The organism is Shinella sp. JR1-6, from assembly GCF_004284735.1.
In the GTDB taxonomy this organism is placed as follows: domain Bacteria; phylum Pseudomonadota; class Alphaproteobacteria; order Rhizobiales; family Rhizobiaceae; genus Shinella.
On sequence record NZ_SHMI01000001.1, the window covers coordinates 503,407 to 528,137 of the forward strand.

The 24,731-nt window shown below is 63.5% G+C and carries 25 protein-coding genes; 13 read left to right on the forward strand and 12 right to left on the reverse strand.

From position 1 onward, the window contains the following. Positions 1 to 321 precede the first annotated feature (321 nt). The 5 genes from EXZ48_RS02310 to EXZ48_RS02330 are packed head-to-tail and all read right to left on the reverse strand — an operon-like array spanning position 322 to position 4,230. On the reverse strand, positions 322 to 1,314 hold the full coding sequence (locus EXZ48_RS02310; RefSeq protein ID WP_024270838.1) for an ABC transporter substrate-binding protein: 993 nt from the start codon (positions 1,312 to 1,314) through the stop codon (positions 322 to 324). Positions 1,315 to 1,337: 23 nt separating this feature from the next. Next, complete coding sequence (locus tag EXZ48_RS02315) at positions 1,338 to 2,207, reverse strand: ABC transporter permease (protein ID WP_130514167.1); 870 nt, start codon at positions 2,205 to 2,207, stop codon at positions 1,338 to 1,340. Further along, the gene (locus EXZ48_RS02320) at positions 2,204 to 3,088 is read right to left on the reverse strand and encodes an ABC transporter permease (protein WP_130514168.1); all 885 of its coding nucleotides are present in this window, start codon (positions 3,086 to 3,088) and stop codon (positions 2,204 to 2,206) included. Before EXZ48_RS02320 ends, EXZ48_RS02315 begins: the two co-directional genes overlap by 4 nt. A 3-nt stretch (positions 3,089 to 3,091) precedes the next feature. Continuing rightward, positions 3,092 to 3,427, reverse strand: a complete 336-nt coding sequence (locus EXZ48_RS02325; RefSeq protein WP_023514108.1) for a transporter — start codon at positions 3,425 to 3,427, stop codon at positions 3,092 to 3,094. Then, positions 3,427 to 4,230, reverse strand: a complete 804-nt coding sequence (locus EXZ48_RS02330; protein WP_037407945.1) for an ABC transporter ATP-binding protein — start codon at positions 4,228 to 4,230, stop codon at positions 3,427 to 3,429. Before EXZ48_RS02330 ends, EXZ48_RS02325 begins: the two co-directional genes overlap by 1 nt. A 119-nt stretch (positions 4,231 to 4,349) precedes the next feature. Here EXZ48_RS02330 and EXZ48_RS02335 point away from each other — a divergent pair, with 119 nt between their 5' ends. After that, the gene (locus tag EXZ48_RS02335; RefSeq protein WP_130514169.1) at positions 4,350 to 4,763 is read left to right on the forward strand and encodes a cupin domain-containing protein; all 414 of its coding nucleotides are present in this window, start codon (positions 4,350 to 4,352) and stop codon (positions 4,761 to 4,763) included. 92 nt (positions 4,764 to 4,855) lie between these two features. On the opposite strand, the gene EXZ48_RS02340 is transcribed toward EXZ48_RS02335, so the two are convergent. The 4 genes from EXZ48_RS02340 to EXZ48_RS02355 form a co-directional block, all read right to left on the reverse strand. Further along, positions 4,856 to 5,230 carry a hypothetical protein gene (locus EXZ48_RS02340; RefSeq protein WP_130514170.1) on the reverse strand — a complete coding sequence of 125 codons (375 nt, stop codon included), beginning with the start codon at positions 5,228 to 5,230 and terminating at the stop codon, positions 4,856 to 4,858. Next, positions 5,227 to 6,681: a dihydropyrimidinase gene (gene hydA / locus EXZ48_RS02345; protein WP_130514171.1), complete on the reverse strand. Its 1,455-nt coding sequence runs from the start codon at positions 6,679 to 6,681 to the stop codon at positions 5,227 to 5,229. The genes EXZ48_RS02340 and hydA overlap by 4 nt, the downstream gene beginning before the upstream one ends. A 2-nt stretch (positions 6,682 to 6,683) precedes the next feature. Beyond that, on the reverse strand, positions 6,684 to 7,109 hold the full coding sequence (locus tag EXZ48_RS02350; RefSeq protein ID WP_245461890.1) for an endonuclease domain-containing protein: 426 nt from the start codon (positions 7,107 to 7,109) through the stop codon (positions 6,684 to 6,686). Positions 7,110 to 7,314: 205 nt separating this feature from the next. Further along, positions 7,315 to 8,565, reverse strand: a complete 1,251-nt coding sequence (locus tag EXZ48_RS02355; protein WP_130514173.1) for a Zn-dependent hydrolase — start codon at positions 8,563 to 8,565, stop codon at positions 7,315 to 7,317. Positions 8,566 to 8,836: 271 nt separating this feature from the next. Between EXZ48_RS02355 and EXZ48_RS02360 the strand changes: the two genes are divergently transcribed. Next, positions 8,837 to 9,487, forward strand: a complete 651-nt coding sequence (locus EXZ48_RS02360) for a TetR family transcriptional regulator C-terminal domain-containing protein (RefSeq protein WP_023515508.1) — start codon at positions 8,837 to 8,839, stop codon at positions 9,485 to 9,487. An 18-nt stretch (positions 9,488 to 9,505) separates the two neighbouring features. On the opposite strand, the gene EXZ48_RS02365 is transcribed toward EXZ48_RS02360, so the two are convergent. Then, complete coding sequence (locus EXZ48_RS02365; protein ID WP_245461891.1) at positions 9,506 to 10,435, reverse strand: DMT family transporter; 930 nt, start codon at positions 10,433 to 10,435, stop codon at positions 9,506 to 9,508. 162 nt (positions 10,436 to 10,597) lie between these two features. Here EXZ48_RS02365 and EXZ48_RS02370 point away from each other — a divergent pair, with 162 nt between their 5' ends. Continuing rightward, a complete protein-coding gene (locus EXZ48_RS02370; protein ID WP_023515510.1) occupies positions 10,598 to 11,236 on the forward strand; it encodes an exopolysaccharide biosynthesis protein in 639 nt (212 codons plus the stop codon). A gap of 133 nt (positions 11,237 to 11,369) precedes the next feature. Next, positions 11,370 to 11,672 carry a pentapeptide repeat-containing protein gene (locus tag EXZ48_RS02375; protein ID WP_024270840.1) on the forward strand — a complete coding sequence of 101 codons (303 nt, stop codon included), beginning with the start codon at positions 11,370 to 11,372 and terminating at the stop codon, positions 11,670 to 11,672. A 22-nt stretch (positions 11,673 to 11,694) separates the two neighbouring features. Here EXZ48_RS02375 and preA read toward each other — a convergent pair whose 3' ends face one another. Together preA and EXZ48_RS02385 are read right to left on the reverse strand one after the other, a co-directional pair. After that, the gene (gene preA / locus EXZ48_RS02380; RefSeq protein WP_050744088.1) at positions 11,695 to 13,008 is read right to left on the reverse strand and encodes an NAD-dependent dihydropyrimidine dehydrogenase subunit PreA; all 1,314 of its coding nucleotides are present in this window, start codon (positions 13,006 to 13,008) and stop codon (positions 11,695 to 11,697) included. Between the two features lie 12 nt (positions 13,009 to 13,020). Then, complete coding sequence (locus EXZ48_RS02385) at positions 13,021 to 14,382, reverse strand: NAD(P)-dependent oxidoreductase (protein ID WP_130514174.1); 1,362 nt, start codon at positions 14,380 to 14,382, stop codon at positions 13,021 to 13,023. Positions 14,383 to 14,628: 246 nt separating this feature from the next. On the opposite strand from EXZ48_RS02385, the gene EXZ48_RS02390 reads away from it, so the two are divergent. The 9 genes from EXZ48_RS02390 to EXZ48_RS02430 all read left to right on the forward strand — a co-directional run bounded on the left by EXZ48_RS02390 (position 14,629) and on the right by EXZ48_RS02430 (position 24,714). After that, a complete protein-coding gene (locus tag EXZ48_RS02390; protein WP_023514930.1) occupies positions 14,629 to 15,582 on the forward strand; it encodes a sugar-binding transcriptional regulator in 954 nt (317 codons plus the stop codon). A 160-nt stretch (positions 15,583 to 15,742) separates the two neighbouring features. After that, positions 15,743 to 17,056: a sugar ABC transporter substrate-binding protein gene (locus tag EXZ48_RS02395; RefSeq protein ID WP_023512975.1), complete on the forward strand. Its 1,314-nt coding sequence runs from the start codon at positions 15,743 to 15,745 to the stop codon at positions 17,054 to 17,056. 256 nt (positions 17,057 to 17,312) lie between these two features. Beyond that, positions 17,313 to 18,185, forward strand: a complete 873-nt coding sequence (locus EXZ48_RS02400) for a carbohydrate ABC transporter permease (RefSeq protein ID WP_023512974.1) — start codon at positions 17,313 to 17,315, stop codon at positions 18,183 to 18,185. Between the two features lie 15 nt (positions 18,186 to 18,200). Beyond that, on the forward strand, positions 18,201 to 19,025 hold the full coding sequence (locus EXZ48_RS02405) for a carbohydrate ABC transporter permease (protein WP_024270841.1): 825 nt from the start codon (positions 18,201 to 18,203) through the stop codon (positions 19,023 to 19,025). 26 nt (positions 19,026 to 19,051) lie between these two features. Continuing rightward, positions 19,052 to 20,053, forward strand: coding sequence for an ABC transporter ATP-binding protein (locus EXZ48_RS02410; RefSeq protein ID WP_050744089.1), 1,002 nt, complete (start codon positions 19,052 to 19,054; stop codon positions 20,051 to 20,053). Beyond that, positions 20,050 to 20,823: an L-iditol 2-dehydrogenase gene (locus EXZ48_RS02415; protein ID WP_130514175.1), complete on the forward strand. Its 774-nt coding sequence runs from the start codon at positions 20,050 to 20,052 to the stop codon at positions 20,821 to 20,823. Before EXZ48_RS02410 ends, EXZ48_RS02415 begins: the two co-directional genes overlap by 4 nt. A 51-nt stretch (positions 20,824 to 20,874) precedes the next feature. Further along, positions 20,875 to 22,359, forward strand: coding sequence for a mannitol dehydrogenase family protein (locus EXZ48_RS02420; protein ID WP_130514176.1), 1,485 nt, complete (start codon positions 20,875 to 20,877; stop codon positions 22,357 to 22,359). A 79-nt stretch (positions 22,360 to 22,438) separates the two neighbouring features. After that, the gene (locus EXZ48_RS02425; protein ID WP_130514177.1) at positions 22,439 to 23,131 is read left to right on the forward strand and encodes an HAD family phosphatase; all 693 of its coding nucleotides are present in this window, start codon (positions 22,439 to 22,441) and stop codon (positions 23,129 to 23,131) included. Then, complete coding sequence (locus EXZ48_RS02430; RefSeq protein WP_130514178.1) at positions 23,131 to 24,714, forward strand: FGGY-family carbohydrate kinase; 1,584 nt, start codon at positions 23,131 to 23,133, stop codon at positions 24,712 to 24,714. Before EXZ48_RS02425 ends, EXZ48_RS02430 begins: the two co-directional genes overlap by 1 nt. The last annotated feature ends 17 nt before the right edge of the window (positions 24,715 to 24,731 follow it).

The window sequence follows — 24,731 nt, forward strand, 5'->3', positions numbered from 1 at the left end:
CCGAACTTTCCCAAAAGCATGACTTTATGATCTCGGTCCGGACGTTGTTCTTGAGGTTCTTGCCGGACCCTATTCCCTAAAAATATGGCGGACACAGAGCGGCTCCCCAGCTCCTCCACACTCCGCTGTGCGGTCTATGTAATCGGCGCACCTTGTCCTTACAAGGGGTAACGAAATGGTGCCTCATTATTTTATGCGTTTGGCATTTCAATGGCAATCGCGGCGCGCTGTCGCAGGTGCTCCATATGTTTTTCTTGGTGCCAAAAACGAAACGTGCGGGGCTTGTGGCCCCGCACGTCGCGCATCCGGCAGAAAAATCGTTTACTTCAGCGCTTCGTCGGTCACTTCGTGCGTCCAGGCGCCTTCCGGTTCCTTGGAGATGACCGGGTCGGAGCCGCCGGCAAGCAGCGAAGCGACGGTGCGCTTGTAGTCCGCCTCGTCGAGCGCGCCGTTGGAGCCGGCCGTCAGCTTGGCCACTTCGCCCATCATGCGCTTCTGGTGTGCCTCGGTCTGTGCGCCGGTCGAGTCGTTTTCAAGCACGATCTCGGCGGCTTCGTCCGGGTGCTCCTCGGCATATTTCCAGCCCTTCATGGAGGCGCGCACGAACTTGACCATCTTTTCCTTGAAGGCCGGGTCCTTGAGCTTGTCCTCCAGAACGTAGAGGCCGTCTTCCAGCGTTGCCACGCCCTGATCCTCATACTTGAAGGTGATGAGGTCCTCCGGCTTGATGCCGGCATCGAGCACCTGGCCATACTCGTTGTAGGTCATGGTGGAAATGCAGGCAGCCTGCTTCTGGATCAGCGGATCGACGTTGAAGCCCTGCTTCAGCACGGTAACGCCATCCGGCCCGCCGTCGGTCGGAATCTTCAGGTGGCTCATCCAGGACAGGAACGGATATTCGTTGCCGAAGAACCAGACGCCGAGCGTCTTGCCCTTGAAGTTCTCTGGGCCGGTGACGCCGGATTCCTTCAGACAGGTGAGCATCATGCCCGAGGACTTGAAGGGCTGGGCGATGTTGACGAGCGCCACGCCCTTTTCGCGCGTGGCGAGAGCAGACGGCATCCAGTCGACGATGACATCCGCGCCGCCGCCGGCGATCACCTGGGCAGGCGCGATATCCGGGCCGCCCGGCTTGATCTCGACATCAAGGCCTTCCTCTTCGTAGAACCCCTTGTCTTTCGCGACGTAGTAGCCGCCGAACTGGGCCTGGGTCACCCATTTCAGCTGCAGAGTCACCTTGTCGGCGGCCTCGGACTGGAACGCGGCAAGCGAGAAGGCGCTTGCCAGCAGGAGCGATGCGATCTTCGTTTTCATGTCAGTTCCCTCTTTTCTTTATTTTACGCCTGTCCACCGCGGACAGACGGATGCCAGAACGTGACGGTCCGCTCGATAAGCGCGACGATCCCGTAGAAGACGGAGCCAGCCACCGCGGCGACCGCGATTTCGGCCCAGACCATGTCGACATTCATGCGGCCCACTTCCGTGGAGATCCGGAAGCCCATGCCGACGATGGGCGTTCCGAAGAATTCGGCGACGATCGCGCCGATCAGCGCGAGCGTCGAATTGATCTTGAGCGCATTGAAGATGAAAGGCCAGGCGGCGGGAAGGCGCAGCTTGACGAGGGTCTGGAACCAGTCGGCGGCATAGGTGCGCATCAGGTCCCGCTCCATGTGGCTCGTCGCGGCAAGGCCCGAGACGGTGTTCACCAGCATGGGGAAGAAGGTCATGATGACGACGACGGCGACCTTCGACTGCCAGTCGAAGCCGAACCACATGACCATGATGGGCGCGACGCCGATGACGGGCAGCGCCGAGACGAAGTTGCCGAGCGGCAGGAGCCCTTTCTGAAGGAAAGGCGAGCGGTCGATGAGGATCGCCACGAGGAAGCCGAGGCCGCAGCCGAGCCCATAGCCGACAAGCACGGATTTGAGAAACGTCTGGCGGAAATCCGCCCACAGGGTCGGAACGGAACTGATGAGCCGCGCCCAGATCATGCTCGGCGGCGGCAACAGGACGGAGGGGACGTTGAAGCCCCTGACGATGCCTTCCCACAGGACGAGGATGGTGATGCCGAAGACCAGCGGCACGGCGAGGCGCGCCGCCTGGTCGGTGGCCGGGCTCGTGAACTTCTGGCGCACGAGCCATTCGTTGAACGCCCAGGCGGCAAGCCAGAAGACGATGGCGGCGATGAGGACGCTATAGTTCATGCCCGCGCCCCCATGCGCTTGAGGACAAGGCCATGGGCAAAGCCCACGACGATGACGAGCAGCGCCGCCACCGCCGCGGCCATGAACAGCGCCGCCCAGATCTGTACCGTCTGGCCGTAATAAGAGCCGGCAAGCAGGCGCGCGCCGAGGCCGGCGACGGCGCCGGTCGGCAGTTCACCGACGATGGCGCCGACGAGCGAGATGGCGATTGCCACCTTCAGCGAGGTGAAGAGATAGGGCATCGAGGCGGGCCAGCGCAGCTTCCAGAAGGTTTGTGCGGAAGAGGCATTGTAGGTGTGCATCAGGTCGAGCTGGATCTGCTCGGGACTGCGCAGGCCCTTCACCATTCCGACGACGATGGGGAAGAAGGAAAGGTAGGTCGAGATCAGCGCCTTCGGCATCAGGCCGGAAATGCCGACTGCGTTCAGGACAACGATGATCATCGGCGCGATGGCGAGAATGGGGATCGTCTGGCTGGCGATGACCCAGGGCATCAGCGAGCGGTCCATCGCCCGGTTGTGCACGATGGCGATGGCAAGCAGGATGCCGAGCACGGCCCCCATGGCAAAGCCGAGCAGTGTCGCCGAAAGCGTTATCCAGGAATGATAGACGAGGCTTCGCTTGGAGGTGACGGCCTTGTTGACGGTCGTATCCCAGAGTTCGGCGAAGACCTGGTGCGGTGCCGGCAGCACGGGCCGCTCCTGCATCATGGTCTTGGGCAAGAGCTCCATGAAACCGATGGTGGTTCCCGCCCGCGCCGCCGTGTCCCGCTCGAAGGGGGCGTTCAACACGACGACGAAGACATACCAGAGCACAACGAGTGCCAGCACGACGGTGCTTATCGGCAGCAGGCGGTCGCGCAGGAAACCGGGTTCCGCCATGGCTCAGCTCCTTGCCGGGGAGGGCAGCAGCATCAGCCCCATGGCCAGAATACCGAGGCCGACGCCGGCGAGCTGCGTGCTGCTGAGCCGTTCGCCGAAGAACAGGAAGGCAATGACATTGATCAGCAGCAACTGGGTAATGGCGGAGAGCGAAATGGCAATGCCAAGCCCGCCTTCGCGCATCAGTTTCAGCATCATCAGGTTGCCGACGATGTAGAGCGCCAGGGAGAACAGCAGGTAGAGGATGTTCGTGGTGCCGATATAGGCGCGCGAAGCGGTCGCTGCGGTGATGAAGACAGCGGTCGCGCCGAACAGCCAGAGCACGAAGGAGAGCTTCATCAGGCGTGCTCCTCGTAGCTGTGGCCGGCGCGCAGCCCCTCGCGCACCCGGTGGGCGATTTCGAGGAATTCCGGCGTTTCGCGGATGCCGAGCGGACGCTCCTTCGGCAGGGGCGATTCGATCACGTCGGTGACGCGGCCGGGGCGGGGGCTCATCACGACGATCTTCGTCGAGAGGTAGACGGCCTCGGGGATCGAGTGCGTGACGAAGCAGATCGTCTTTTCGGTGGCGGCCCACAGTTTCAGGAGCTGCTCGTTGAGGTGGTCGCGCACGATCTCGTCGAGCGCACCGAACGGTTCGTCCATCAGGAGAAGGTCGGCATCGAAGGCGAGCGCGCGGGCGATCGAGGCACGCTGCTGCATGCCGCCGGAGAGCTGCCAGGGATACTTCTTGCCGAAGCCCGACAGGTTGACGAGATCGAGCGTGCGCTCGATGCGGGCCTTCTGGTCGGCCCTGGAGTAGCCCATGATCTCCAGCGGCAGGGCGATGTTCTTCTCGATCGTGCGCCAGGGATAGAGCGCGGCGGCCTGGAAGACGTAGCCATAGGCGCGGCGCCTGCGGGCTTCTTCCGGCGTCATGCCGTTGACGGTGATCTTGCCTGATGTCGGCTTCTCGAGATCTGCGATGACGCGCAGGAAGGTCGTCTTGCCGCAGCCGGAAGGGCCGATGAAGGAGACGAAATCGCCTTTCTCGACGGCAAGGTTTACCCCGGTCAGCGCCGTCACGGGGCCGTCGGCGGTCTGGAAGGTCAGGCCGAGGTCCTTTGCTGAGACGACGGTGCTGGAAGGCGTGGCATGGGACATGGCGGTCATCTTTCGGCGCGGGTTGCGGCAGACTGCATGTCCATTCTCAGCATTGCAATCGGCATTGTCTGCGGTATCACTTTGAGCACGGAATTCTCACGCTGGAGCCGGGGGAGACGATGGCGGTGGACGCGAAGGCCGAATGCCGGGTGGTGCGCCCGGGCGGCACGTATGACGGAAAACAGGGGTTCAGCTATTTCGAAGGGATTGCCCGGGAGACGGTCGGCGCCTCTGGCATCTGCATGCATCTCCTGACGATTCCGCCGGGCGGACGGGCGAAGGCGCACATGCATGAGAGCCACGAAACGGCGATCTACATGCTCTCCGGCGAGGCCCACACCTGGTACGGCGAGCGACTGGAGAACCATGTCGTCGTCAGGGCGGGCGAGATGTTCTACATCCCCGCCGGCGTGCCGCATCTGCCGGCAAACCTTTCCGACCAGCCGGCTTCGGCGGTCATCGCCCGGACAGATCCCCACGAGCAGGAGAGCGTGGTGCTCCTGCCGCATCTCGAGGCGCTGGTTGCGATTTAAAGGGCGGGGGATCAGGCCACGGGGCCGATCTCCCTCCTTGAGGGGGAGATGTCCGGCAGGACAGAGGGGGGTATATCGCCGCGGCCCAATCCTCACGTCTTGCACCGCATCAGCGGCCCCCAGCGCGTGCCGTCCGGAAAGCTCACGGTGTAGCCGCCGCTCTCGGGTGTCAGCGTCAGTTCGTGCGGCGTGGTCTCCTCGTATCCCTCCTCGTGGCACTCGGCGGCGATCTTCGTCGCGCCGTCAACCTGTTTCCTGTCGCCCTTGAATTCGCAAAAGGAGGCCGCGGTGGTGACGCCTTCCTTGTTCAGCAGGAAGAAGAAATCGGCGCCGGAGGATTCTCCCGTCTCGGCATAGTGGCAGCCTTCCTGGTTGCCATAGCTGCCATCGACAAGATCGGCTGCCGCCCCCGCCGAACCGGCGAGTGCGATGCCGAGAAGAAGGGTGAGGCGGCCGCTGCGGATCATACGCCGCTCGCCGGAATGCCGCTGCGCTCGACCTTGCGCGGCGCGGTGATCTCCTTCCAGGTCGACAGCGCCTTGTTGACGGCGGCAAAGGGCTCGCGCTTGACGAACTGGCCGTGGCCCTCGCGCGTCTTGACGGTCGATTCCTCGATGGCGACCACGCCGCGCGTCAGGGTGAAGCGTGGCAGGCCGACGACGTCCTTGCCTTCGAAGACGTTGTAGTCGATCGAGGACTGCTGGTTCTTCGACGAGATGGTCTTAGACCGCTTCGGATCCCAGACGACGATATCCGCATCCGCACCGACGAGGATGGCGCCCTTGCGCGGATAGACGTTGAGGATCTTCGCGATGTTGGTGGAGGTGACGGCGACGAACTCGTTCATGGTGAGCCGGCCGGTGTTGACGCCATGCGTCCAGAGCATCGGCATGCGGTCCTCCAGCCCCCCGGTGCCGTTCGGGATCTTGCGGAAATCGCCGAAACCGGTGCGCTTCTGTTCGCTGGTAAAGGCGCAGTGGTCGGTCGCCACCACCTGCAAGGAGCCCGCGGCAAGGCCGGCCCAGAGCGAATCCTGGTGCTGCTTGTTGCGGAAGGGCGGGCTCATGACGCGGCGTGCGGCGTGGTCCCAGTCCTTGTTGAAATATTCCGTTTCGTCGAGCGTCAGGTGCTGGATCAGCGGCTCGCCGTAGACGCGCATGCCGTTCTGCCGGGCGCGGCGGATGGCTTCATGTGCCTGTTCGCAGGAGGTGTGCACCACATAGAGCGGCGCACCCGCCATATCGGCGATGATGATGGCGCGGTTCGTCGCCTCGCCCTCGACGGACGGCGGGCGCGAATAGGCGTGGCCTTCCGGCCCGTTGTTGCCCTCGTCCATCAGTTTCGCCTGCATCGCCGCGACGACATCGCCGTTCTCCGCGTGCACGAGCGGCAGGGCGCCGAGCGCGGCGCAGCGCTGGAACGAGGCGAACATCTCGTCGTCGTTCACCATCAGCGCGCCCTTGTAGGCCATGAAGTGCTTGAAGGTGTTGATGCCCTTCTCCTCGACCACGGCCTTCATCTCGTCAAAGACCTGTTCGCTCCACCAGGTCACCGACATATGGAAGGAATAGTCGCAATTGGCGCGGGTCGACTTGTTGTCCCAGCGCTTCAGCGCATCGAGCAGCGACTGGCCGGGATCGGGCAGGCAGAAATCGACCACCATGGTCGTGCCGCCGGCAAGCCCGGCGCGCGTGCCGCTCTCGAAATCATCGGCCGAATAGGTGCCCATGAAGGGCATTTCGAGATGCACATGCGGATCGATGCCGCCCGGCATGACATAACAGCCCGCCGCATCCAGCACCTCGTCGCCGGAAAGATCAGGGCCGATCTCGACGATCTTCCCGCCCTCGATCTTGACGTCCGCCTTGAAGGTGAGGTCGGCGGTGACAATGGTTCCGCCCTTGATGACTGTGCTCATGATCATTCTCCCGTTTTTTCAGGATTGGCCGGATAGAAACGCGCAGCATGGCAGCGTTCGGTGATCTGGCCGGTCAAAGCTGCAAGGATCGTGTCGAGGACGGCACGCCGCTCTTGGGTGACTTCGTGATTCCAGAAGCGCAGAAGGGAATAGCCATGACTATTCAGCCAAAAGGACCGCGCGTCGTCTGATTGTCTTGCGGCATGGTGAAAGCCGTCGATTTCGACAATGAGGTGTTGGTCGCGACAGAGAAAGTCGACGATGTAGGCGCCCAAGGGCATTTGCCGGGCGAACTTGAAGCCGTTGAAGCGACGGTCGCGAAGATCACCCCAGAGAAGACGCTCTTCTTCTGTTTCGATTTTTCGTAATCGCCGGGCCTGGCCGGTTTTGCCCGGGTGTCGTTTGGTGGTGTCGTTTGCGTTCGGCATGGCCCCCTCATCCGACCCTTCGGGCCACCTTCTCCCCGCTGGGGAGAAGGGGATATGCGCGGAACTGTCTTCTTCTTCTCTCCAGGTCAGCATTTGCGGCGCTGAAGCATTGGTAGTCGTTGCAGCGTGTTTTCCCTTCTCCCCAGCGGGGAGAAGGTGGCCCGAAGGGTCGGATGAGGGGGTGTTCACTGCCGGAAGCATCCGCTCACTCCGCAATCTCCGCAGTCTCGATCACCGCATGGAGCAGCACGTCGGCGCCTGCGGCGGCCCATTCCTTGGAAATGTCCTCCGCCTCGTTGTGCGAGAGGCCGCCGACGCAGGGACACATGATCATCGTGGCCGGCGCGACTTTTGCCGCCCAGCAGGCGTCATGGCCGGCGCCGGAGATGATGTTCATGTGGCTGTAGCCGAGGTCTTCGGCGGCCTTGCGCACGGTGGCGACGAGGGTCGGATCGAAGGTGACGGGGTCGAAATGGCCAACCGCCTCGACGGAACAGCCGACGCCCAGCGCCGCGCAGATTTTCGGCGCCTCTGCCTCGATGCGAGCGCGCATGCCGTCGAGTTTCTTCTGGTCCGGCGAGCGGATGTCGACGGTGAAGACGACCTTGCCGGGCAGCACGTTGCGCGAATTGGGCGAGAAGAACACCTGGCCGACGCCGCCGACGGCGCCCGGCTGGTTCTCCATGGCGACGGTCTGCACCATTTCGAGGATGCGGGCCATGGCGAGGCCGGCATTGACGCGCATCGTCATCGGCGTCGAGCCGGTATGCGCCTCGCGGCCGGTCAGCGTGAATTCCAGCCACCACAAGCCCTGACAGTGGGTGACGACGCCGATGTCCTTGCCTTCCGCTTCCAGGATCGGGCCTTGCTCGATGTGATATTCGAAATAGGCGTGCATCTTGCGCGCGCCGACCGTTTCGTCGCCGATCCAGCCGATGCGCTGCAACTCCTCGCCGAAAACCTTGCCCTCGGGGTCCTTGCGACCATAGGCATAATCCTGCGTATGCACGCCGGCAAAAACGCCTGACGCCAGCATGGCTGGTGCAAAGCGGGCGCCTTCCTCGTTCGTCCAGTTGGTGACGACAATCGGGTGTTTCGTGCGGATGCCGAGGTCGTTCAGCGAACGTACGACCTCAAGGCCGGCAAGCACGCCGAGCACACCGTCATATTTGCCGCCCGTCGGCTGGGTGTCGAGATGCGAGCCGACATAGACGGGCAGGGCGTCGGGATCGGTGCCCGGGCGCGTCATGAACATGTTGCCCATCGTATCGACGCCCATGGTGAGGCCCGCGCCGTCGCACCAGGCCTGGAACAGGCGTCGGCCTTCGGCGTCGGCGTCGGTCAGTGTCTGGCGATTGTTGCCACCGGCAATGCCGGGGCCGATCTTCGCCATGTCCATGAGGGAATCCCACAGGCGGTCCGCGTTGACACGCATGTTCTCGCCGGGTGCGGCCATGTCTATGCTCCCATGTCGTCGGACTTTTGCAGCCCCATTCTCGTTCCCACCGGCTGGCGGCGCCGTTGTTGTTTTGCGCCTTCCGATCAGCAGTTGCCTTTGTGTGATAACTGGCTGATAATTTGACCGGTTGGTAAACATTACAGCTTCCGTTGCGGCACTCAAGCCGAAAAACCAAAAACTTGGGCTGCGCCGAAGAAAATGGCGGCTGGTTAAACTGGTGAATTTGGCGGCACTTTTCCGGTTCGACGGGCAAGGCCGAGGGGGCACGATGGCATTACCAAGGGCGGCGAGGACACAGCGGCGCACGCGCATCCAGGAGGCGAAGGAAGAGCAGATCCTCGAGGCGGCGCTGGAGGTTTTCTCGCTGCACGGCTTTCGCGGTGCCACCGTCGACCAGATCGCCGAGGTGGCCGGCATGTCGAAGCCGAACCTGCTCTACTATTTCCGTACCAAGGAGGCGATGCACCGGGCGCTGATCAACCGGGTGCTCGATACCTGGCTCGATCCGCTGCGCGAATTCGATGCGGAAGGCAACCCGGTGTCGGAAATCCGCAGCTACATCAGGCGCAAACTGGAGATGGCGCGCGATTTTCCGCGCGAAAGCCGGTTGTTCGCCAATGAAATCCTGCAGGGCGCGCCGAACATCGAGGACGAACTGAAGGGGCCGCTGAAGTCGCTCGTCGACGAGAAGGCGGAAGTCATCCGCACCTGGGCGAAGGCGGGCAAGATCGCCAAATGCGACCCGTATCACCTGATCTTCTCGATCTGGTCGACCACCCAGCACTATGCCGACTTCGACGTGCAGGTGCGCGCCGTGCTCGGGCAGGACCAGGCCGGCGAGGGCCGGTTCGAGGATGCGGCGCGCTTCCTCGAACAACTCTTCATCGGCGGTCTCAATGTCAGCGAAGAGCCGGTCTGACGCCCGTTCCGAGCCGGATCAGTCCGGCAGAAGCGCCATCAGCGCCAGGCCGCAGGCGGTGACGAGGGCGCCGGCCAGGACCGGCAGGCTCGCCCAGCCGTGACCCAGAATGCCTTCGAGCAGGATGATGAAGCTCGGCGTCAGATAGCCGTAGCCCAGCAGCTTGGAGGCCGGCAGACGCATCGAGGCATATTGCAGGAGCAGGAACGTGCCGGCCGTGGTGACGACGGCCAGATAGGTGACGGCAGCGTAGACAGCGACGGGCAGGGCGGAGAAATCCGTTGCGATCAAGCTTCGGATACCCGGCGGGACCAACCAGAGCGTTGCGCCCACCGTTACCCAGAAGCCAAAGCCGACGGCCGATTCGCCCCGGTCGAAGCGGCGGATCAGTGGCACGTAGAGCGCATGGCAGACGACGCCGACGAAGAAGATCATCTCGCCGGTGCCGACATCGAAGGCGAGGATGGCATCGATATTGCCCCGGAAAATCACCCACACGGCGCCGGCCGCGGCGATGAGGAGACCCGCGAGTACGCCGAGCCGCGTCCTCTGGCCGAGCACCGGCAAAGCGAAGCCTGCACTCAGGAGCGGCATCAGCGTGAAGACCGCGCCGGTGGCGACGGGGCTGGTGAACTCCAGCGCCATGAACATGGTGAGCATGTAGATGGCGATCAGCCCGCCGAGCAGCAGGAAGCGCCAGGCCTGCTTCGGCAGCGTCAGCGGAACCCTGAAGGCGCCGAAGGCGAGCGCCGCCATGACGACGACGGTCAGGATGTAGCGCCAGAGCATCAGCGGCTCTGCCTCCATGTAGCGCGCCGCAAGGCCCCCGAAGGAGAAGGAGCCGGCGATCAGCACCGCAAAGAGCAGCATGGCGAGATGCCCCTTCAGCTTTTCGCGGCCTTTTGCATGGATGGAGAGGCCCGCCGGGGCCGGCATACGCTTCGTCAAGAAAATCACCCTATTGTCTGCGGTGCGGCATGCTCATAGAGCAAATCCGGCATGTGTGCGTAGCTGTTTTGCATCCGCAACAGCGAAAAGTCGGGGCGCGCCACTCCCACAGGAAAGCCGCAATCGCCGCCCATACGCCGGCGGCACGCGAGAGGACATTGCATGACGACGGCCATCGGCTTCAAGGACACGGACCGCAAGACGAGCGAACTGCTCGAGGACATCATCCACTCGATCAAGGGCGAGCACATCACGCTGCGCGATCTGCTCGCGATGATGGGCGAAAGCGGCCTGCTCCTGCTCTGCGCCTTTCTGTCGCTGCCCTTTCTGTTCCCGGTCTCGATCCCTGGCGTTTCCACTGTCTTTGGTGCCGGTATCGTCCTGATCAGCGCGGCGATCACGCTCAACCGCTTGCCCTGGCTGCCGCAAAAGGTCGCCGACCGGCGGCTGGAAAGCGGCAAGCTGCGGCCGGTGCTGGAGCGTGGCGTGAAATTCCTGCGCAAGTTCGACCGCTTCTTCAAGCCGCGCATGACGGGGCTGACGTCAGGTGCCGTGATGAACCGCGTCAACGGCCTGGTGCTGATGGGGGCGGGGGTTCTTCTCATGGCGCCGCTCGGGCTCATTCCCTTCTCCAACACGCTGCCGGGCGTCGCCATCCTGCTGCTGGCCGCAGGTATTTCGCAGCGCGACGGACTGGTGGTGTTGGCCGGCTATGGCATGGTGGTGATGACGATCGTCTATTTTGCCGGGCTGGCGCTGCTGGCCTACAGCGCCGGGCAGAGCTTCAATTTCTTTGGGTGAGAGTGGCTTCGCATTTGATCCGAAGCCTCGCTGCAACGGGCGTGTCGCATAGCCCCGGCTTGAGTTTGCGCGCGTGACGTTTACGGTAGACTCCCAAGTCGACGATCACTAGGTTCTATCAAGGAAGCGGGGAATGAAGCTTCATCGCGTGACGCATGTCCTGGATGTCAACGATACCAATCTCTCGGGTTCGGTTTTCAATGACGCGAACTTGTCAGGTGTCACCTTCAACCAGATCAACTTCTCCGGCGCTCGCTTCAATGACAGCAACATGTCCGGGTGGCGTGTCAACGACGTGAACCTGTCGGGGTCCCAATTCCAAAACGTCAATCTTTCTGGGGTCGAGTTCACGAATTGCAGGCTCGCCGGTGCCACTCTGAACGGCATACCCCTTGATGATCTCGTTGCCCTCTACGAGGCGTCGCGGAAAGCCTGAACTTCCCGCGACGGGGCTTTTTCTACTCCGCAGCCTGCCTGGCCATCGGGTTGTTCGGATGCGTCGTCCAGTTGGCGTAGTTCGGATCCACCGTTTTTCCGGTGCGCTGGTCGAGCACGCCGGGTTCCAGTTCCACCATGGTGATGCAGTTCTCCACCGGGCAGACGTTGACGCAGAGATTGCAGCCGACGCACTCGTCCTCCATCACCTCGAAATGCCTGACGCCATCGACGAACTGGGTGATCGCCTGGTGCGAGGTGTCCTCGCAGGCGATGTGGCAGCGTCCGCACTTGATGCAGGCATCCTGGTCGATATGGGCCTTTGCGATGTAATTGAGGTTGAGGTATTGCCAGTCCGTGACGTTGGGCACCGCGCGGGCGATGACGTCGTCGAGGCTGCGGTGGCCCTTGGCGTCCATCCAGCTTGAAAGCCCGGTGATCATCTCCTGCACGATCTTGAAGCCGTAGGTCATCGCGGCTGTGCAGACCTGCACGTTGCCGGCGCCGAGCGCCAGGAACTCGGCCGCATCGCGCCAGGTGGTGATGCCGCCGATGCCTGAAATCGGCAGGCCGTAGGTTTCCGGATCGCGGGCGATCTCGGCCACCATGTTGAGCGCGATGGGTTTCACCGCCGGGCCGCAATAGCCGCCATGGGTGCCCTTGCCGCCGACAGTCGGGTTGGGCGCGAAGCTGTCGAGGTCGACGGACACGATCGAGTTGATCGTGTTGATCAGCGACACCGCATCGGTGCCGCCGGCCTTGGCCGCGCGCGCCGGCTTGCGGATATCGGTGATGTTGGGCGTCAGTTTGGTGATGACGGGCATGCGGGTGTACTGCTTGCACCAGCGCACCACCATTTCGATATATTCCGGCACCTGGCCGACCGCCGCGCCCATGCCGCGCTCGGACATGCCGTGCGGACAGCCGAAGTTAAGCTCGATACCGTCGGCGCCGGTCTCTTCCACCAGCGGCAGGATCGCCTTCCAGCTCTCCTCTTCGCAGGGCACCATGATCGAGGCGATCAGCGCCCGGTCAGGCCAGTTCATCTTCACCTGCTTCATCTCGCGCAGGTTCGTGTAGAGGTCGCGGTCGGTGATCAGCTCGATATTGTTGAGGCCGAGAAGCCGTCGGTCGGCACCCCAGATCGCGCCGTAGCGCGGGCCGTTGACGTTGACGACCGGCGGGCCTTCTTCGCCGAGCGTCTTCCAGACCACGCCGCCCCAGCCGGCCTTGAAGGCGCGCTCGACATTGTAGGCCTTGTCGGTTGGCGGCGCGGAGGCCAGCCAGAAGGGATTGGGCGACTTGATGCCGACGAAGGTGTTGCGAAGATCAGCCATGTCTCATCTCCCTCAAGCGACGGCAACGGAAGGCTGCACACCGGCGGCCAGCATGCGGTTGATCGAATCGGCCGCATCGCGGCCCTGTGCGACGGATGTGACCGTCAGGTCTTCACCGGCCTTCACGCAGTCTCCCCCCGCCCAGACATTGGCGAGGGACGTACGGCCTTCCGCATCGATGGCGATGCGGTTGCCGGCCATGGCGAGCGAACCGAGGCCGGCGGCCTCGAACGTCTGGCCGATGGCCTTGAAGATCTGGTCGGCGGCGAGCGCGCCGATTTCGCCGGTGCCTTCGAGCTTGCCGTCGCGCATCTCGGTATATTCCACCTCGATGCCGGCGACATGGCCGTCTCTTGCGATGACGCGTTTCGGCTGGAGCCAATGGCGGATCATCACGCCCTTGGAGGCGGCGAGATCCTGCTCGAATTCCGAGGCGTTCATCTGCTCCTTGCCGCGGCGGTAGCAGATCGTCACCTCCTCGGCGCCGAGGAGCTTTGCCTGCACGGCGGCGTCGATCGCCGTCATGCCGCCACCGATGACGACGACGCGCCGGCCGACGGGGATCGTCGCCTTGTCCGTCGCCTGGCGTAGTTCCGCGATGAAATCGACCGCATCGACGACGCCGGGCAGGTTTTCGCCCTCCGCGCCGAGCGCGTTGACACCGGAAAGGCCCATGCCGAGGAAGACGGCGTCGAAATTGCCGGTGAGATCGGCAAGTGTGAAGTCGCGGCCGAGTTTCAGGCCGTTCTTCACCTCGATGCCGCCGATCGCCAGCACATAGTCGACTTCGCGCTGGGCGAAATCGTCGACCGCCTTGTAGGTGGCGATGCCGTACTCGTTGAGGCCGCCGGCCTTTTCGCGTGCTTCGAAGATCACGACGTCATGGCCATCCATGGCGAGGCGATGGGCGCAGGCAAGTCCCGCCGGGCCTGCCCCGACGACCGCCACGGCCTTGCCGGTGCGGGCGGCGCGTTCGTAAAAGTGTTTGTTCTCCGTCATCGCCACGTCGGTCGCGTAGCGCTGCAGGCGGCCGATTTCCACCGGGCGGTGCTCGGCGGTGTTGCGCACGCAGGCCTGTTCGCAGAGCGTCTCGGTGGGACAGACGCGGGCGCACATACCGCCCAGAATGTTCTGGTCGAAAATGGTGTTCGCCGAACCGATCGGATTGCCCGTCGAGATCTGGCGGATGAACAGCGGAATGTCGATGGAGGTGGGACAGGCCGTCATGCACGGCGCGTCGTGACAGAAGTAACAGCGGTCGGCGGCGACCAGGGCCTCGTGATCATCGAGGCGTGGATGCAGGTCGGAAAAGTTCGTGTCGTATTCGGCAGGCGCAAGACGCCCCCGATGGATCCCAGATTGCGTCGTTCCCATAGTTATCTCCCATTCGCGTGGGCTTTTTGAATGAGAGAACGGTAACTCAGGTTTATTTTTTTATCAAACGGTAAAAACTTAAAAGAAATGCTGGTTTTCCAGTGCTTTCAACAAAAGTAAACATGAGAAAACCGGTTATGTTTTTCTGTTGCATTGCGGGATGCTGTTCCGGCCGCACGGTCACATGACGTTTGACAGGCCGCCGGAAAAGATGCAGCAAATTCTTTGGAACATCAGGGGAAAATCATGGCGAAGCGGACGGAGACAGCCGGGCGGCTGGACGATGCGGCAAGGGCCGGTTGGCTCTACTATGTCGCGGGCCGCACGCAGGACGAAATCGCCTCCGCCATGGGCATCTCCCGTCAGTCGGCGCAGCGGCTTGTCTCGCTCGCCGTCGCCGAGCGGCTGATCAAGGTGCGGCTCGATCACCCGATCGCTGAATGCCTGGAACTCGGCGAGGAGCTGCGAAAGAAATTCGGGCTCGTGCATGTCGATATCGTGCCGAGCGATCCGGGCTCGACCTCGACGACGATCGGCATTGCGGAAGCCGGTGCGGCGGAAATCGAGCGCTGGCTGAAGAAGGCCGAGCCGATCGTGCTCGCCGTCGGCACGGGGCGCACGCTGAAGGCGGCGATCGACCAGCTTCCGGCGATGGAATGTCCGCAGCACCGCATCATGTCGCTGACCGGCAATATCGGGCCGGATGGTTCGGCGGCATACTACAACGTCATCTTCTCGATGGCCGACGCGGTGAAGGCGCGGCACTATCCGATGCCGTTGCCGGTTCTCGTCTCCTCCACGGAGGAGCGTGACCTCCTGCACAAGCAGAGCCTCGTGCAATCGACCCTCCAGCTCGGCCGACAGGCCGACGTCGCCTTCGTCGGGATCGGAGAACTCGGCGCGGATGCACCGCTCTGCCTCGACGGCTTCCTCGACCCGGAGGAAATGGCGCGGCTGATGGAGGAGGGGGCCGCCGGCGAGATCTGCGGCTGGATGTTCGACCGCGACGGCAAACTGCTCGACGGCAGCATCAACGAACGCGTCGCCTCCGTGCCGCTGCCGCCGCGCGAGACGACCACCGTCATCGGCCTTGCCAAGGGCAAGCGTAAATATACGGCGCTTCTCGCGGCGCTGCGCGGGCGCATGATCAACGGCGTCATCACCGACGAATCGACCGCCCGCCACCTGCTTTCGGCCTGATCGAGAGCCGTCTCCCACGCAGAAATTTCCCATGAGATTCAACGGGCGCTGCCCCGCCTTGTGCGGTGCAGCAACGATTGGTCGTTGACTTGTTGCGGCAATATGCGAGTAATTGCCCATGAGCAAAGCAAATGCTCAAAACCCTTCTGGGAGGAAGATGATGAATTTGAGAACCCTTCTGCTGGGCGTCAGCTCGGCCGCTCTCCTGTGCGGTTTCGCCAATGCCGAAACCCTGACCATCGCCACCGTCAACAATGGCGACATGATCCGCATGCAGGGGCTGACGGAAGATTTCACCACCAAGAACCCCGACATTGAACTGAACTGGGTTACGCTCGAAGAGAACGTGCTGCGCGAACGCGTCACGACCGACATCGCGACCAAGGGTGGCCAGTACGACATCATGACGATCGGCACCTATGAAGTGCCGATCTGGACCAAGCAGGGCTGGCTGGTGCCGCTCGACAATCTCGGTGCCGACTACGACGCCGACGACCTGCTTCCGGCCATCCGCTCGGGTCTGACGGGCGAGGACGGCAAGCTCTACGCCGCGCCGTTCTATGGCGAGAGCTCCTTCGTCATGTACCGCAAGGACCTGATGGAGAAGGCCGGGCTGACCATGCCCGACGCGCCGACCTGGGAGTTCATCGGGGAAGCTGCCCGCAAGATGACGGACCGCAATGCCGGCATCAACGGCATCTGCCTGCGCGGCAAGGCCGGCTGGGGCGAGAACATGGCGTTCCTGACCGCCACGTCCAACGCCTTCGGCGCCCGCTGGTTCGATGAAAACTGGAAGCCTCAGTTCGACCAGCCGGAATGGAAGAACACGCTCGACATGTACGTCAAGCTGATGGCCGATGCCGGCCCGCAGGGCGCATCGTCGAACGGCTTCAACGAGAACCTGGCGCTGTTCCAGCAGGGCAATTGCGGCATGTGGATCGACGCCACGGTTGCCGCCTCCTTCGTCTCTAACCCCAAGGAATCGACCGTCGCCGACAAGGTCGGTTATGCGCTCGCTCCCGATACGGGTCTCGGCAAGCGCGGCAACTGGCTCTGGGCCTGGAACCTCGCCATCCCGGCCGGCTCGCAGAAGACCGCGGCGGCGGAAAAGTTCATCGCCTGGGCGACCAGCAAGGACTACACCAAGCTCGTCGCCGAAAAGGAAGGCTGGGCGAACGTTCCTCCGGGCACGCGCTCCTCGCTCTATGCAAATGCCGAGTATGAGAAGGCGGCACCCTTCGCCAAGATGACGCTCGACTCGATCAATGCTGCCGACCCGAAGAACCCGGCCGTCAAGCCGGTGCCCTATGTCGGCGTGCAGTTCGTCGCCATCCCGGAATTCCAGGGTCTCGGCACGACGGTCGGCCAGCTCTTCTCGGCGGCGCTCGCCGGCCAGATGTCGGTCGACGACGCGCTCGCCCAGGCCCAGCAGGTCACCACCCGCGAAATGACCCGCGCCGGCTACATCAAGTAATACCTCCTCCCCAAGGACAGGCTGCCCGGACGTGCTCCGGGCAGCCGATAGACGGGGTGTTGTTTCCGGCGCTTGCCCCTCACCTGCCTGCCGGCATCCACTCCCCGCAAGTGGGGAGAGGAACGATGGGCGCTCCTTTCTGCCCCTTCTCCGTGTTTGCGGGGAGAAGGTCCGGGTAGGGGGATGAGGGGCGGCTCCGCCCTGGAATGATGTCGTGACTGCACAGGCCGGCCGGACCGGCTCTCGGGAGGAAATCATGGCGACGGAGAACACGCGCGGGCTGGCGCGTCTGATGTTGGCGCCCTCTGTGGGGCTGCTTCTGGTCTGGATGATCGTGCCGCTGGCGATGACGCTGTGGTTCTCGTTCCAGAACTACAACCTCCTGAACCCGGCCAATGTCAGCTGGGCGGGGCTGTTCAACTATCAGTACTTCTACACCGACCCGGCCTTCTTCCAGTCGATCTGGAATACGCTCGTGATCGTCGTCGGCGTGCTCTTCATCACCGTCATCGGCGGCATTGCCATCGCGCTTCTGCTCGACCAGCCGATGTGGGGGCAGGGCATCGTGCGCATCATGATCATCTCGCCCTTCTTCGTCATGCCGCCGGTGGCAGCGCTCGTGTGGAAGAACATGATCATGCATCCGGGCTACGGGGTGCTGGCGGATATCAACCGCGCCGTCGGCCTGCAGCCTGTCGACTGGTTCGCGCAATATCCGCTGTTCTCGATCATCATCATTGTCGCCTGGCAGTGGCTGCCCTTTGCGACCCTCATCCTGCTCACCGCGCTGCAATCGCTTGACGGCGAGCAGAAGGAGGCGGCGGAAATGGACGGCGCGGGTTTCGTGTCGCGCTTCGTCTACCTGACGCTGCCGCATCTCGCCCGCTCGATCACCGTCGTCATCCTGATCCAGACGATCTTCCTGCTCGGCGTCTACGCGGAAATCCTCGTCACCACCAATGGCGGTCCGGGTTATGCCTCGACCAACCTGCCGTTCCTGATCTACCGCACCGCGCTCCTCGGCTACGACGTCGGCGGCGCCTCGGCCGGTGGCATCATCGCCGTCATCCTCGCCAACATCGTCGCCTTCTTCCTGATGCGCGCCGTCGGCAAGAACCTGGACAAGTGAGAGAGGGACAAGACCATGGCTAGAGCCGTCTCAACAAGAAGAACCGTCGTCTTCACCATCGCCGCCTGGATCATCGCGCTGATCATCTTCTTCCCGATCCTCTATACGATCATCACTTCGTTCAAGTCCGAGACCGAGGCAATCCAGGGCTTCAACCTTCTGCCTTCGGGCACGGTCGAGAGCTATGCGGCCGTGCAGGCGCAGAGCAACTATTTCAAGTTTTTCCTGAACTCGGTCATTCTGTCGCTCGGCTCGACGCTCCTGGCGCTGTTGATCGCCGTACCGGCCGCCTGGTCGATGGCTTTCTCGCCGACGGCGAAGACCAAGGACATCCTGATGTGGATGCTCTCGACCAAGATGATGCCTGCCGTTGCCGTGCTGGTGCCGATCTACCTGATCTTCCGCGACACGGGCCTGCTCGACAGCCGTATCGGCCTCACCGTGATGCTGACGATGATCAACCTGCCGATCGTCATCTGGATGCTCTACACCTATTTCCGGGAAATCCCCGGCGAGATCCTGGAGGCCGCGCGCATGGATGGGGCCTCGCTCTGGGGCGAGATCGTCTACGTGCTCACCCCGATGGCGGTGCCGGGCATAGCCTCGACCATGCTGCTCAACATCATCCTCGCCTGGAACGAAGCCTTTTGGACGATCCGGCTGACGACGACGAATGCCGCGCCGCTGACCGCCTTCATCGCCTCGTTCTCGAGCCCTCAGGGTCTTTTCTGGGCCAAGCTCTCGGCGGCCTCGACGCTCGCCATCGCCCCGATCCTGATCATGGGCTGGTTCAGCCAGAAACAGCTTGTCCGCGGCCTCACCTTCGGCGCCGTGAAGTAACGAACAGACCTCGGGGAGGGACCATCATGGGCAAGATCATCCTGAAGAAAGTCAACAAGTCCTTCGGCACGACGCAGGTCATCCCGGGCATCGACCTTGCCATCGAAGACGGCGAGTTCGTCGTCTTCGTCGGCCCGTCGGGCTGCGGCAAGTCCACGCTGCTGCGCCTCATCGCGGGCCTTGAGGATACCACCAGCGGCACCATCGAGATCGACGGCAAGGATGTGACGTCGGCGGCGCCGGCCAAGCGCGGGCTTGCCATGGTGTTCCAGTCCTATGCGCTCTATCCGCATATGACGGTGCGCAACAACATCGCCTTCCCCTTGAAGATGGCGAAGACCGATCCTGCCATCATCGACAAGAAGGTGACGGAAGCCGCACGCGTGCTCAACCTCACCAACTACCTGGAGCGGCGGCCCGGGCAACTGTCCGGCGGTCAGCGCCAGCGCGTGGCCATCGGCCGGGCGATCGTGCGCGAGCCGTCGGCCTTTCTCTTCGACGAGCCGCTGTCGAACCTCGATGCGGCGCTGCGCGGCACGATGCGGCTCGAAATCAGCGAACTGCATCATCAGCTGAAGACGACGATGATCTATGTCACGCACGACCAGGTGGAAGCCATGACCATGGCCGACAAGATCGTCGTGCTGAACGCCGGCAATATCGAGCAGGTCGGCTCGCCGCTCGATCTCTACAACAAGCCCGACAATCTCTTCGTTGCCGGCTTCATCGGCTCGCCGCGCATGAACTTCGTCAAGGGTGAGGCGGCCAAGCCGTACAATGCGCCCACCGTCGGCATCCGACCCGAGCATATCCGCCTCTCCAAGGAGAGCGGGACGTGGAAAGGCGTGGTCGGCGTTGCCGAACATCTCGGCTCGGACACGTTCCTGCATGTCAATACCGACGGCATCGGCATGATGACCGTGCGCGCCGGTGGCGACTTCCCCGTCACCCACGGCGACAGCGTCTTCCTCACGCCCGACACAACGCGCCTCCATCGCTTTGACGACGCCGGGAAGGCGATCCGATGAAACGGCTGGAGGGCAAAAGCGCGCTGATCACGGGATCGGCGCGTGGCATTGGCCGCAGTTTCGCGGAAGCCTATGTGCGGGAGGGTGCGCGCGTCGCCATCGCCGACATCGCTATCGAGCGGGCGCGGGCGACGGCCGACGAAATCGGACCGGCAGCCTATGCCGTGGAGATGGACGTGACGCGGCAGGCTTCCATCGACGCCGCCATCGCTACCTGCGTGAAGGAGGCCGGCGGCCTCGACATCCTCGTCAACAATGCCGCGCTGTTCGATCTGGCGCCGATCGTCGAGATCACGCGTGAAAGCTACGAAAAGCTGTTCTCGATCAATGTCGCCGGCACGCTCTTCACCCTTCAGGCGGCGGCAAAGCAGATGATCGCGCAGGGGCGCGGCGGCAAGATCATCAACATGGCAAGTCAGGCCGGGCGGCGCGGCGAAGCGCTGGTCGGCGTCTATTGCGCCACCAAGGCGGCGGTGATCAGCCTCACCCAGTCTGCGGGGCTGAACCTCATCAAACACGGCATCAACGTCAATGCCATCGCGCCCGGCGTGGTCGATGGCGAGCACTGGGACGGTGTCGATGCGCTCTTCGCCAAATACGAGAACCGGCCGCGCGGCGAGAAGAAGCGCCTGGTCGGTGCGGAAGTGCCCTTCGGCCGCATGGGCACCGCCGAGGATCTGACGGGCATGGCGATCTTCCTGGCCTCCCAGGAGAGCAACTACATCGTCGCGCAGACCTACAATGTCGACGGCGGCAACTGGATGAGCTGAGGCCCGCACCGCGCGGACCTTGCCAGCAGACGAGACCGGAAGGAACGGACCATGACCACGAAACTGTCGCTCGCCACCCTCAACGAGGTTGCCAGGACGGCTGCCGTTCCGGCCTATGAGCGCTCGGCCCTCAAGGCGGGCATCGTGCATTTCGGCGTCGGCAATTTCCACCGGGCGCACCAGGCGATCTATCTCGACGACCTGTTCAACCTCGGCCATGACCATGACTGGGCGATCATCGGGGCCGGTGTGCTGCCGTCCGACGCCGCCATGCGCGAAAAACTCGCAGGGCAGGATTTTTTGACGACGGTCGTCGAGCAGGACAACAACCGTTCCGGCGCGCGTGTCACCGGCGCCATGATCGGCTATCTCGCGCCCGGCAATGCTGCGGCGACCATCGCACAGCTTGCCAATCCCGCCATCCGCATCGTCTCGCTGACCATCACCGAGGGCGGCTATTTCATCAATCCGGCCTCCGGCGTCTTCGATCCCGGCCATCCGGCGATCGCCGCCGACGCCGCCAACCCCGCTGATCCCAAAACCGTGTTCGGGCTCATCCTCGCCGGCCTCAAGGCGCGCAAGGATGCCGGCCTCGCGCCTTACACCGTCATGTCCTGCGACAACATTCCCGGCAACGGCGAAGTCACGCACGCCGCCATTTCCGGCCTCGCGCGCCTCTCCGATCCCGCGCTTGCCGACTGGATCGACACCAACGTCGCCTTCCCGAATGGCATGGTCGACCGCATCACGCCGGCGACGGGGCCACGCGAGATCGGTATCGTCGCCGACGAATACGATATCGATGATGCCTGGCCGGTCTTCTGCGAAGAGTTCAAGCAATGGGTGCTGGAGGATCACTTCCCGCAGGGGCGCCCGGCGCTGGAGAAGGCCGGCGTGCAGTTCGTGCCTGATGTCGCGCCCTACGAACACATGAAGATCCGCATCCTCAACGGCGGCCATGCGGCGATCGCCTATCCGGCTGCGCTGCTCGACATCCATTTCGTCCATGAGGCGATGGAGGATGCCGACATCCGCGCCTTTCTCGCCAAGCTGGAGCGGGAGGAAATCATCCCCGTCATCCCGCCCGTGCCGGATACCGACCTCAACGACTACTATGCGCTGATCGAGCGGCGCTTCTCCAATCCGAAGATCGCCGATACGATCCCGCGCCTTGCGCAGGACGGCTCCAACCGCCAGCCGAAATTCATCCTGCCGTCCACTGCCGACCGGCTGGCGCGCGGCGAGGACGTCATCGGTCTGTCGCTCGTCTCGGCGCTCTGGTGCCACTACCTTGCCGGCAAGACGGACAGCGGCAAGGACATCGCCTTCAACGACCCCAATATCGACCGCATCCGCGCCGCGGCGACGTCGGCCAAGAACGATCCGAACGCCTTCCTCGCCCTGAAGGATATCTTTGGCACGGTCGCTGTGTCCGACCGCTTCACCCGGCGGTTTGCCAATGCGCTTGCGTCCCTCCAGCAGAAGGGGACACGCGCAACGCTGAAGGACTATCTGGGCGACAGGCTCGTGAATTGAGGAAATCCTTACAAATCCGGGGCTTTCCAACGAGGGGAGCAGACAGTACCACGGGGGCCTGACAATGGAACGGGACGTCATGGCCGCCAAACAGACAGAACTGGTGATCTTCGATTGCGATGGTGTGCTCGTCGACAGCGAGCCGATCTCGCTTGCGGTTCTCGTCGAGGCCCTGGCGACGGCGGGTGTGGCCATGAGCGCGGAGGAGGCGCATGAGCGGTTTCTCGGCCGCAGCCTGAAAAGCATGTCGGAAATCCTGCATGCCGACTATGGGCTCGCAATCGACGCCGCCTTCCTCGAAGCGATGCGCAAGGTGCTCTATGAGCGCTTCCGTGCCGAGTTGCAGCCCATCAACGGTATTGCCGAAACGGTGGACCGGCTCGGCATCGCCCATTGCGTGGCTTCTTCCAGCCAGCTCGAACGCATCCGCCTGTCGCTTTCCGTCACGGGCCTCATCGATCGGTTCGAGCCGAACATCTTCAGTGCGAGCATGGTCGCGCGCGGCAAGCCGGCGCCCGATCTTTTCCTCCATGCCAGCGCCGTCATGGGTGTCGCGCCCGGGCATTGCGTGGTCGTGGAGGATAGCCCGGCCGGCATCACGGCGGCGAAATCGGCGGGCATGCGGGTGGTCGCCTTCACCGGTGGCTCTCATGCGCGCTCGCCGCGCCATCGCGAGGCGCTGCTCAGCCTCAACCCCGATGCCCTGTTTGACGACATGTGGGAATTGTTACAGTTTGTCCGCAAGGAAGAGGACGGCGGGAAAGAGCATTGATGCGCGATCTGATCGTTGCGGTGGACATCGGCACGGGCAGTGCCCGGGCCGGTGTATTCGACCGGAACGGCGCTCTGCTGGGACGCTCCGAGCACCCGATCGCCCTGCGCCGACCCAGCGTGAACCACGCCGAGCACGATTCGGAGAACATCTGGCAGGCGGCCTGTGTGGCCGTCAGGGCGGCGCGTGCGCTTGCGGGCGTCGCGGCGGACCGTATCGCCGCGCTCGGTATCGATGCGACCTGCTCGCTCGTGGTCCGGGACACGGAAGGACGACCGCTGGCGGTCTCCGGCGGCGCGGAGGCGCGCTGGGACACGATCGCCTGGTTCGATCACCGTGCCCTGGAGGAGGCCGACCTTTGCACGGCGACGGATCATCCGGTCCTCGCTCATTCCGGCCGGGTCATGTCGCCGGAAATGGAAATGCCCAAGCTGATGTGGCTGAAGCGTCACCATCCGGAACAGTGGGCGAAGACGGGCCATGTTTTCGACCTCGCCGATTTCATGACCTGGCGGGCGACGGGGACGAATGCCCGGTCGCGCTGCACGATGACGGCGAAATGGAACTACCTTTCCCATGAGAAACAGCCTTGGAATGCCGGCTTCCTGACGGCGATCGGCCTTGAGGATCTGCGTGAACGCGGTGCGCTGCCGCAGGAGACGCTGGCAGTCGGCACGGCTGTCGGCCCTCTTGCGCCGGAAGCGGCCACGGAGCTCGGCCTCGACACAGGCTGTGTCGTTGCGACCGGCCTCATCGATGCCTATGCCGGCGCGCTCGGCGTGCTCGGGCCTTTCGCCGGCACGCCGGAGATGCTGGAGCGGCAACTTGCCCTGATCGGCGGGACCTCGAGCTGTATCGTCGCCTTTTCCCGCGAGAAGCGGTTCGGTTTCGGGATGTGGGGTCCCTACTACGAGGTGGTGCTGCCGGGGTGGTGGCTGGTGGAGGGCGGCCAGTCGGCGACGGGCGCGCTGCTCGACCATATCGTGCGTGCGCACAGCGCCGGCGGTGAACCTTCGGCGGCGAACCATGCCCGCATCGCCGCGCGCATCCGCGAGATGCAGGCGGAGGAGGGCGAGGCTTTTGCCGCGCGGCTGCATGTGCTGCCGGATTTCCACGGCAATCGCTCGCCGCTGGCCGATCCTCATGCACTCGGCGTGATCAGCGGCCTCTCGCTGGATGCCTCCTTCGACGGGCTCTGCCGCCTCTATTGGCGGACCTCCGTCGCCATTGCGCTTGGCATTCGCCATATCCTCGAAAAGCTTGGCGCGGGCGGTTATCCGCTCGACACGCTGCATGTCGCCGGCGGCCATGTCCGCAACCCGCTGCTGATGGAGCTCTACCGGGACGTCACTGGTTGCCGCGTCGTCGTGCCGGAGACCAGCGATGCGGTGCTGCTCGGGACGGCGATGATGGCGGCGGTTGCCGGCGGGCTGCACGCCGATCTGGCGGCTGCAGGCCGTGAGATGTACCCGGGAAGCCGGGTTTTCCTTCCCGACCCCGCCCGCAAGGCCGGCTACGACCGGGACTACCGTCGCTTCCTCGCGCTTTACCGGCACCGGGCCGAGCTGGAAGCAATCGACTGACGGTTGAAAAAAATCTT

Bases quoted from the DNA above. Each gene is read 5' to 3' on its own strand.
- EXZ48_RS02310 (WP_024270838.1), bottom strand. From the start codon at position 1,314: ATGAAAACGAAGATCGCATCGCTCCTGCTGGCAAGCGCCTTCTCGCTT.
- EXZ48_RS02315 (WP_130514167.1), bottom strand. From the start codon at position 2,207: ATGAACTATAGCGTCCTCATCGCCGCCATCGTCTTCTGGCTTGCCGCC.
- EXZ48_RS02320 (WP_130514168.1), bottom strand. From the start codon at position 3,088: ATGGCGGAACCCGGTTTCCTGCGCGACCGCCTGCTGCCGATAAGCACC.
- EXZ48_RS02325 (WP_023514108.1), bottom strand. From the start codon at position 3,427: ATGAAGCTCTCCTTCGTGCTCTGGCTGTTCGGCGCGACCGCTGTCTTC.
- EXZ48_RS02330 (WP_037407945.1), bottom strand. From the start codon at position 4,230: ATGTCCCATGCCACGCCTTCCAGCACCGTCGTCTCAGCAAAGGACCTC.
- EXZ48_RS02335 (WP_130514169.1), top strand. From the start codon at position 4,350: ATGGCGGTGGACGCGAAGGCCGAATGCCGGGTGGTGCGCCCGGGCGGC.
- EXZ48_RS02340 (WP_130514170.1), bottom strand. From the start codon at position 5,230: ATGATCCGCAGCGGCCGCCTCACCCTTCTTCTCGGCATCGCACTCGCC.
- hydA (WP_130514171.1), bottom strand. From the start codon at position 6,681: ATGAGCACAGTCATCAAGGGCGGAACCATTGTCACCGCCGACCTCACC.
- EXZ48_RS02350 (WP_245461890.1), bottom strand. From the start codon at position 7,109: ATGCCGAACGCAAACGACACCACCAAACGACACCCGGGCAAAACCGGC.
- EXZ48_RS02355 (WP_130514173.1), bottom strand. From the start codon at position 8,565: ATGGCCGCACCCGGCGAGAACATGCGTGTCAACGCGGACCGCCTGTGG.
- EXZ48_RS02360 (WP_023515508.1), top strand. From the start codon at position 8,837: ATGGCATTACCAAGGGCGGCGAGGACACAGCGGCGCACGCGCATCCAG.
- EXZ48_RS02370 (WP_023515510.1), top strand. From the start codon at position 10,598: ATGACGACGGCCATCGGCTTCAAGGACACGGACCGCAAGACGAGCGAA.
- EXZ48_RS02375 (WP_024270840.1), top strand. From the start codon at position 11,370: ATGAAGCTTCATCGCGTGACGCATGTCCTGGATGTCAACGATACCAAT.
- preA (WP_050744088.1), bottom strand. From the start codon at position 13,008: ATGGCTGATCTTCGCAACACCTTCGTCGGCATCAAGTCGCCCAATCCC.
- EXZ48_RS02385 (WP_130514174.1), bottom strand. From the start codon at position 14,382: ATGGGAACGACGCAATCTGGGATCCATCGGGGGCGTCTTGCGCCTGCC.
- EXZ48_RS02390 (WP_023514930.1), top strand. From the start codon at position 14,629: ATGGCGAAGCGGACGGAGACAGCCGGGCGGCTGGACGATGCGGCAAGG.
- EXZ48_RS02395 (WP_023512975.1), top strand. From the start codon at position 15,743: ATGAATTTGAGAACCCTTCTGCTGGGCGTCAGCTCGGCCGCTCTCCTG.
- EXZ48_RS02400 (WP_023512974.1), top strand. From the start codon at position 17,313: ATGGCGACGGAGAACACGCGCGGGCTGGCGCGTCTGATGTTGGCGCCC.
- EXZ48_RS02405 (WP_024270841.1), top strand. From the start codon at position 18,201: ATGGCTAGAGCCGTCTCAACAAGAAGAACCGTCGTCTTCACCATCGCC.
- EXZ48_RS02410 (WP_050744089.1), top strand. From the start codon at position 19,052: ATGGGCAAGATCATCCTGAAGAAAGTCAACAAGTCCTTCGGCACGACG.
- EXZ48_RS02415 (WP_130514175.1), top strand. From the start codon at position 20,050: ATGAAACGGCTGGAGGGCAAAAGCGCGCTGATCACGGGATCGGCGCGT.
- EXZ48_RS02420 (WP_130514176.1), top strand. From the start codon at position 20,875: ATGACCACGAAACTGTCGCTCGCCACCCTCAACGAGGTTGCCAGGACG.
- EXZ48_RS02425 (WP_130514177.1), top strand. From the start codon at position 22,439: ATGGCCGCCAAACAGACAGAACTGGTGATCTTCGATTGCGATGGTGTG.
- EXZ48_RS02430 (WP_130514178.1), top strand. From the start codon at position 23,131: ATGCGCGATCTGATCGTTGCGGTGGACATCGGCACGGGCAGTGCCCGG.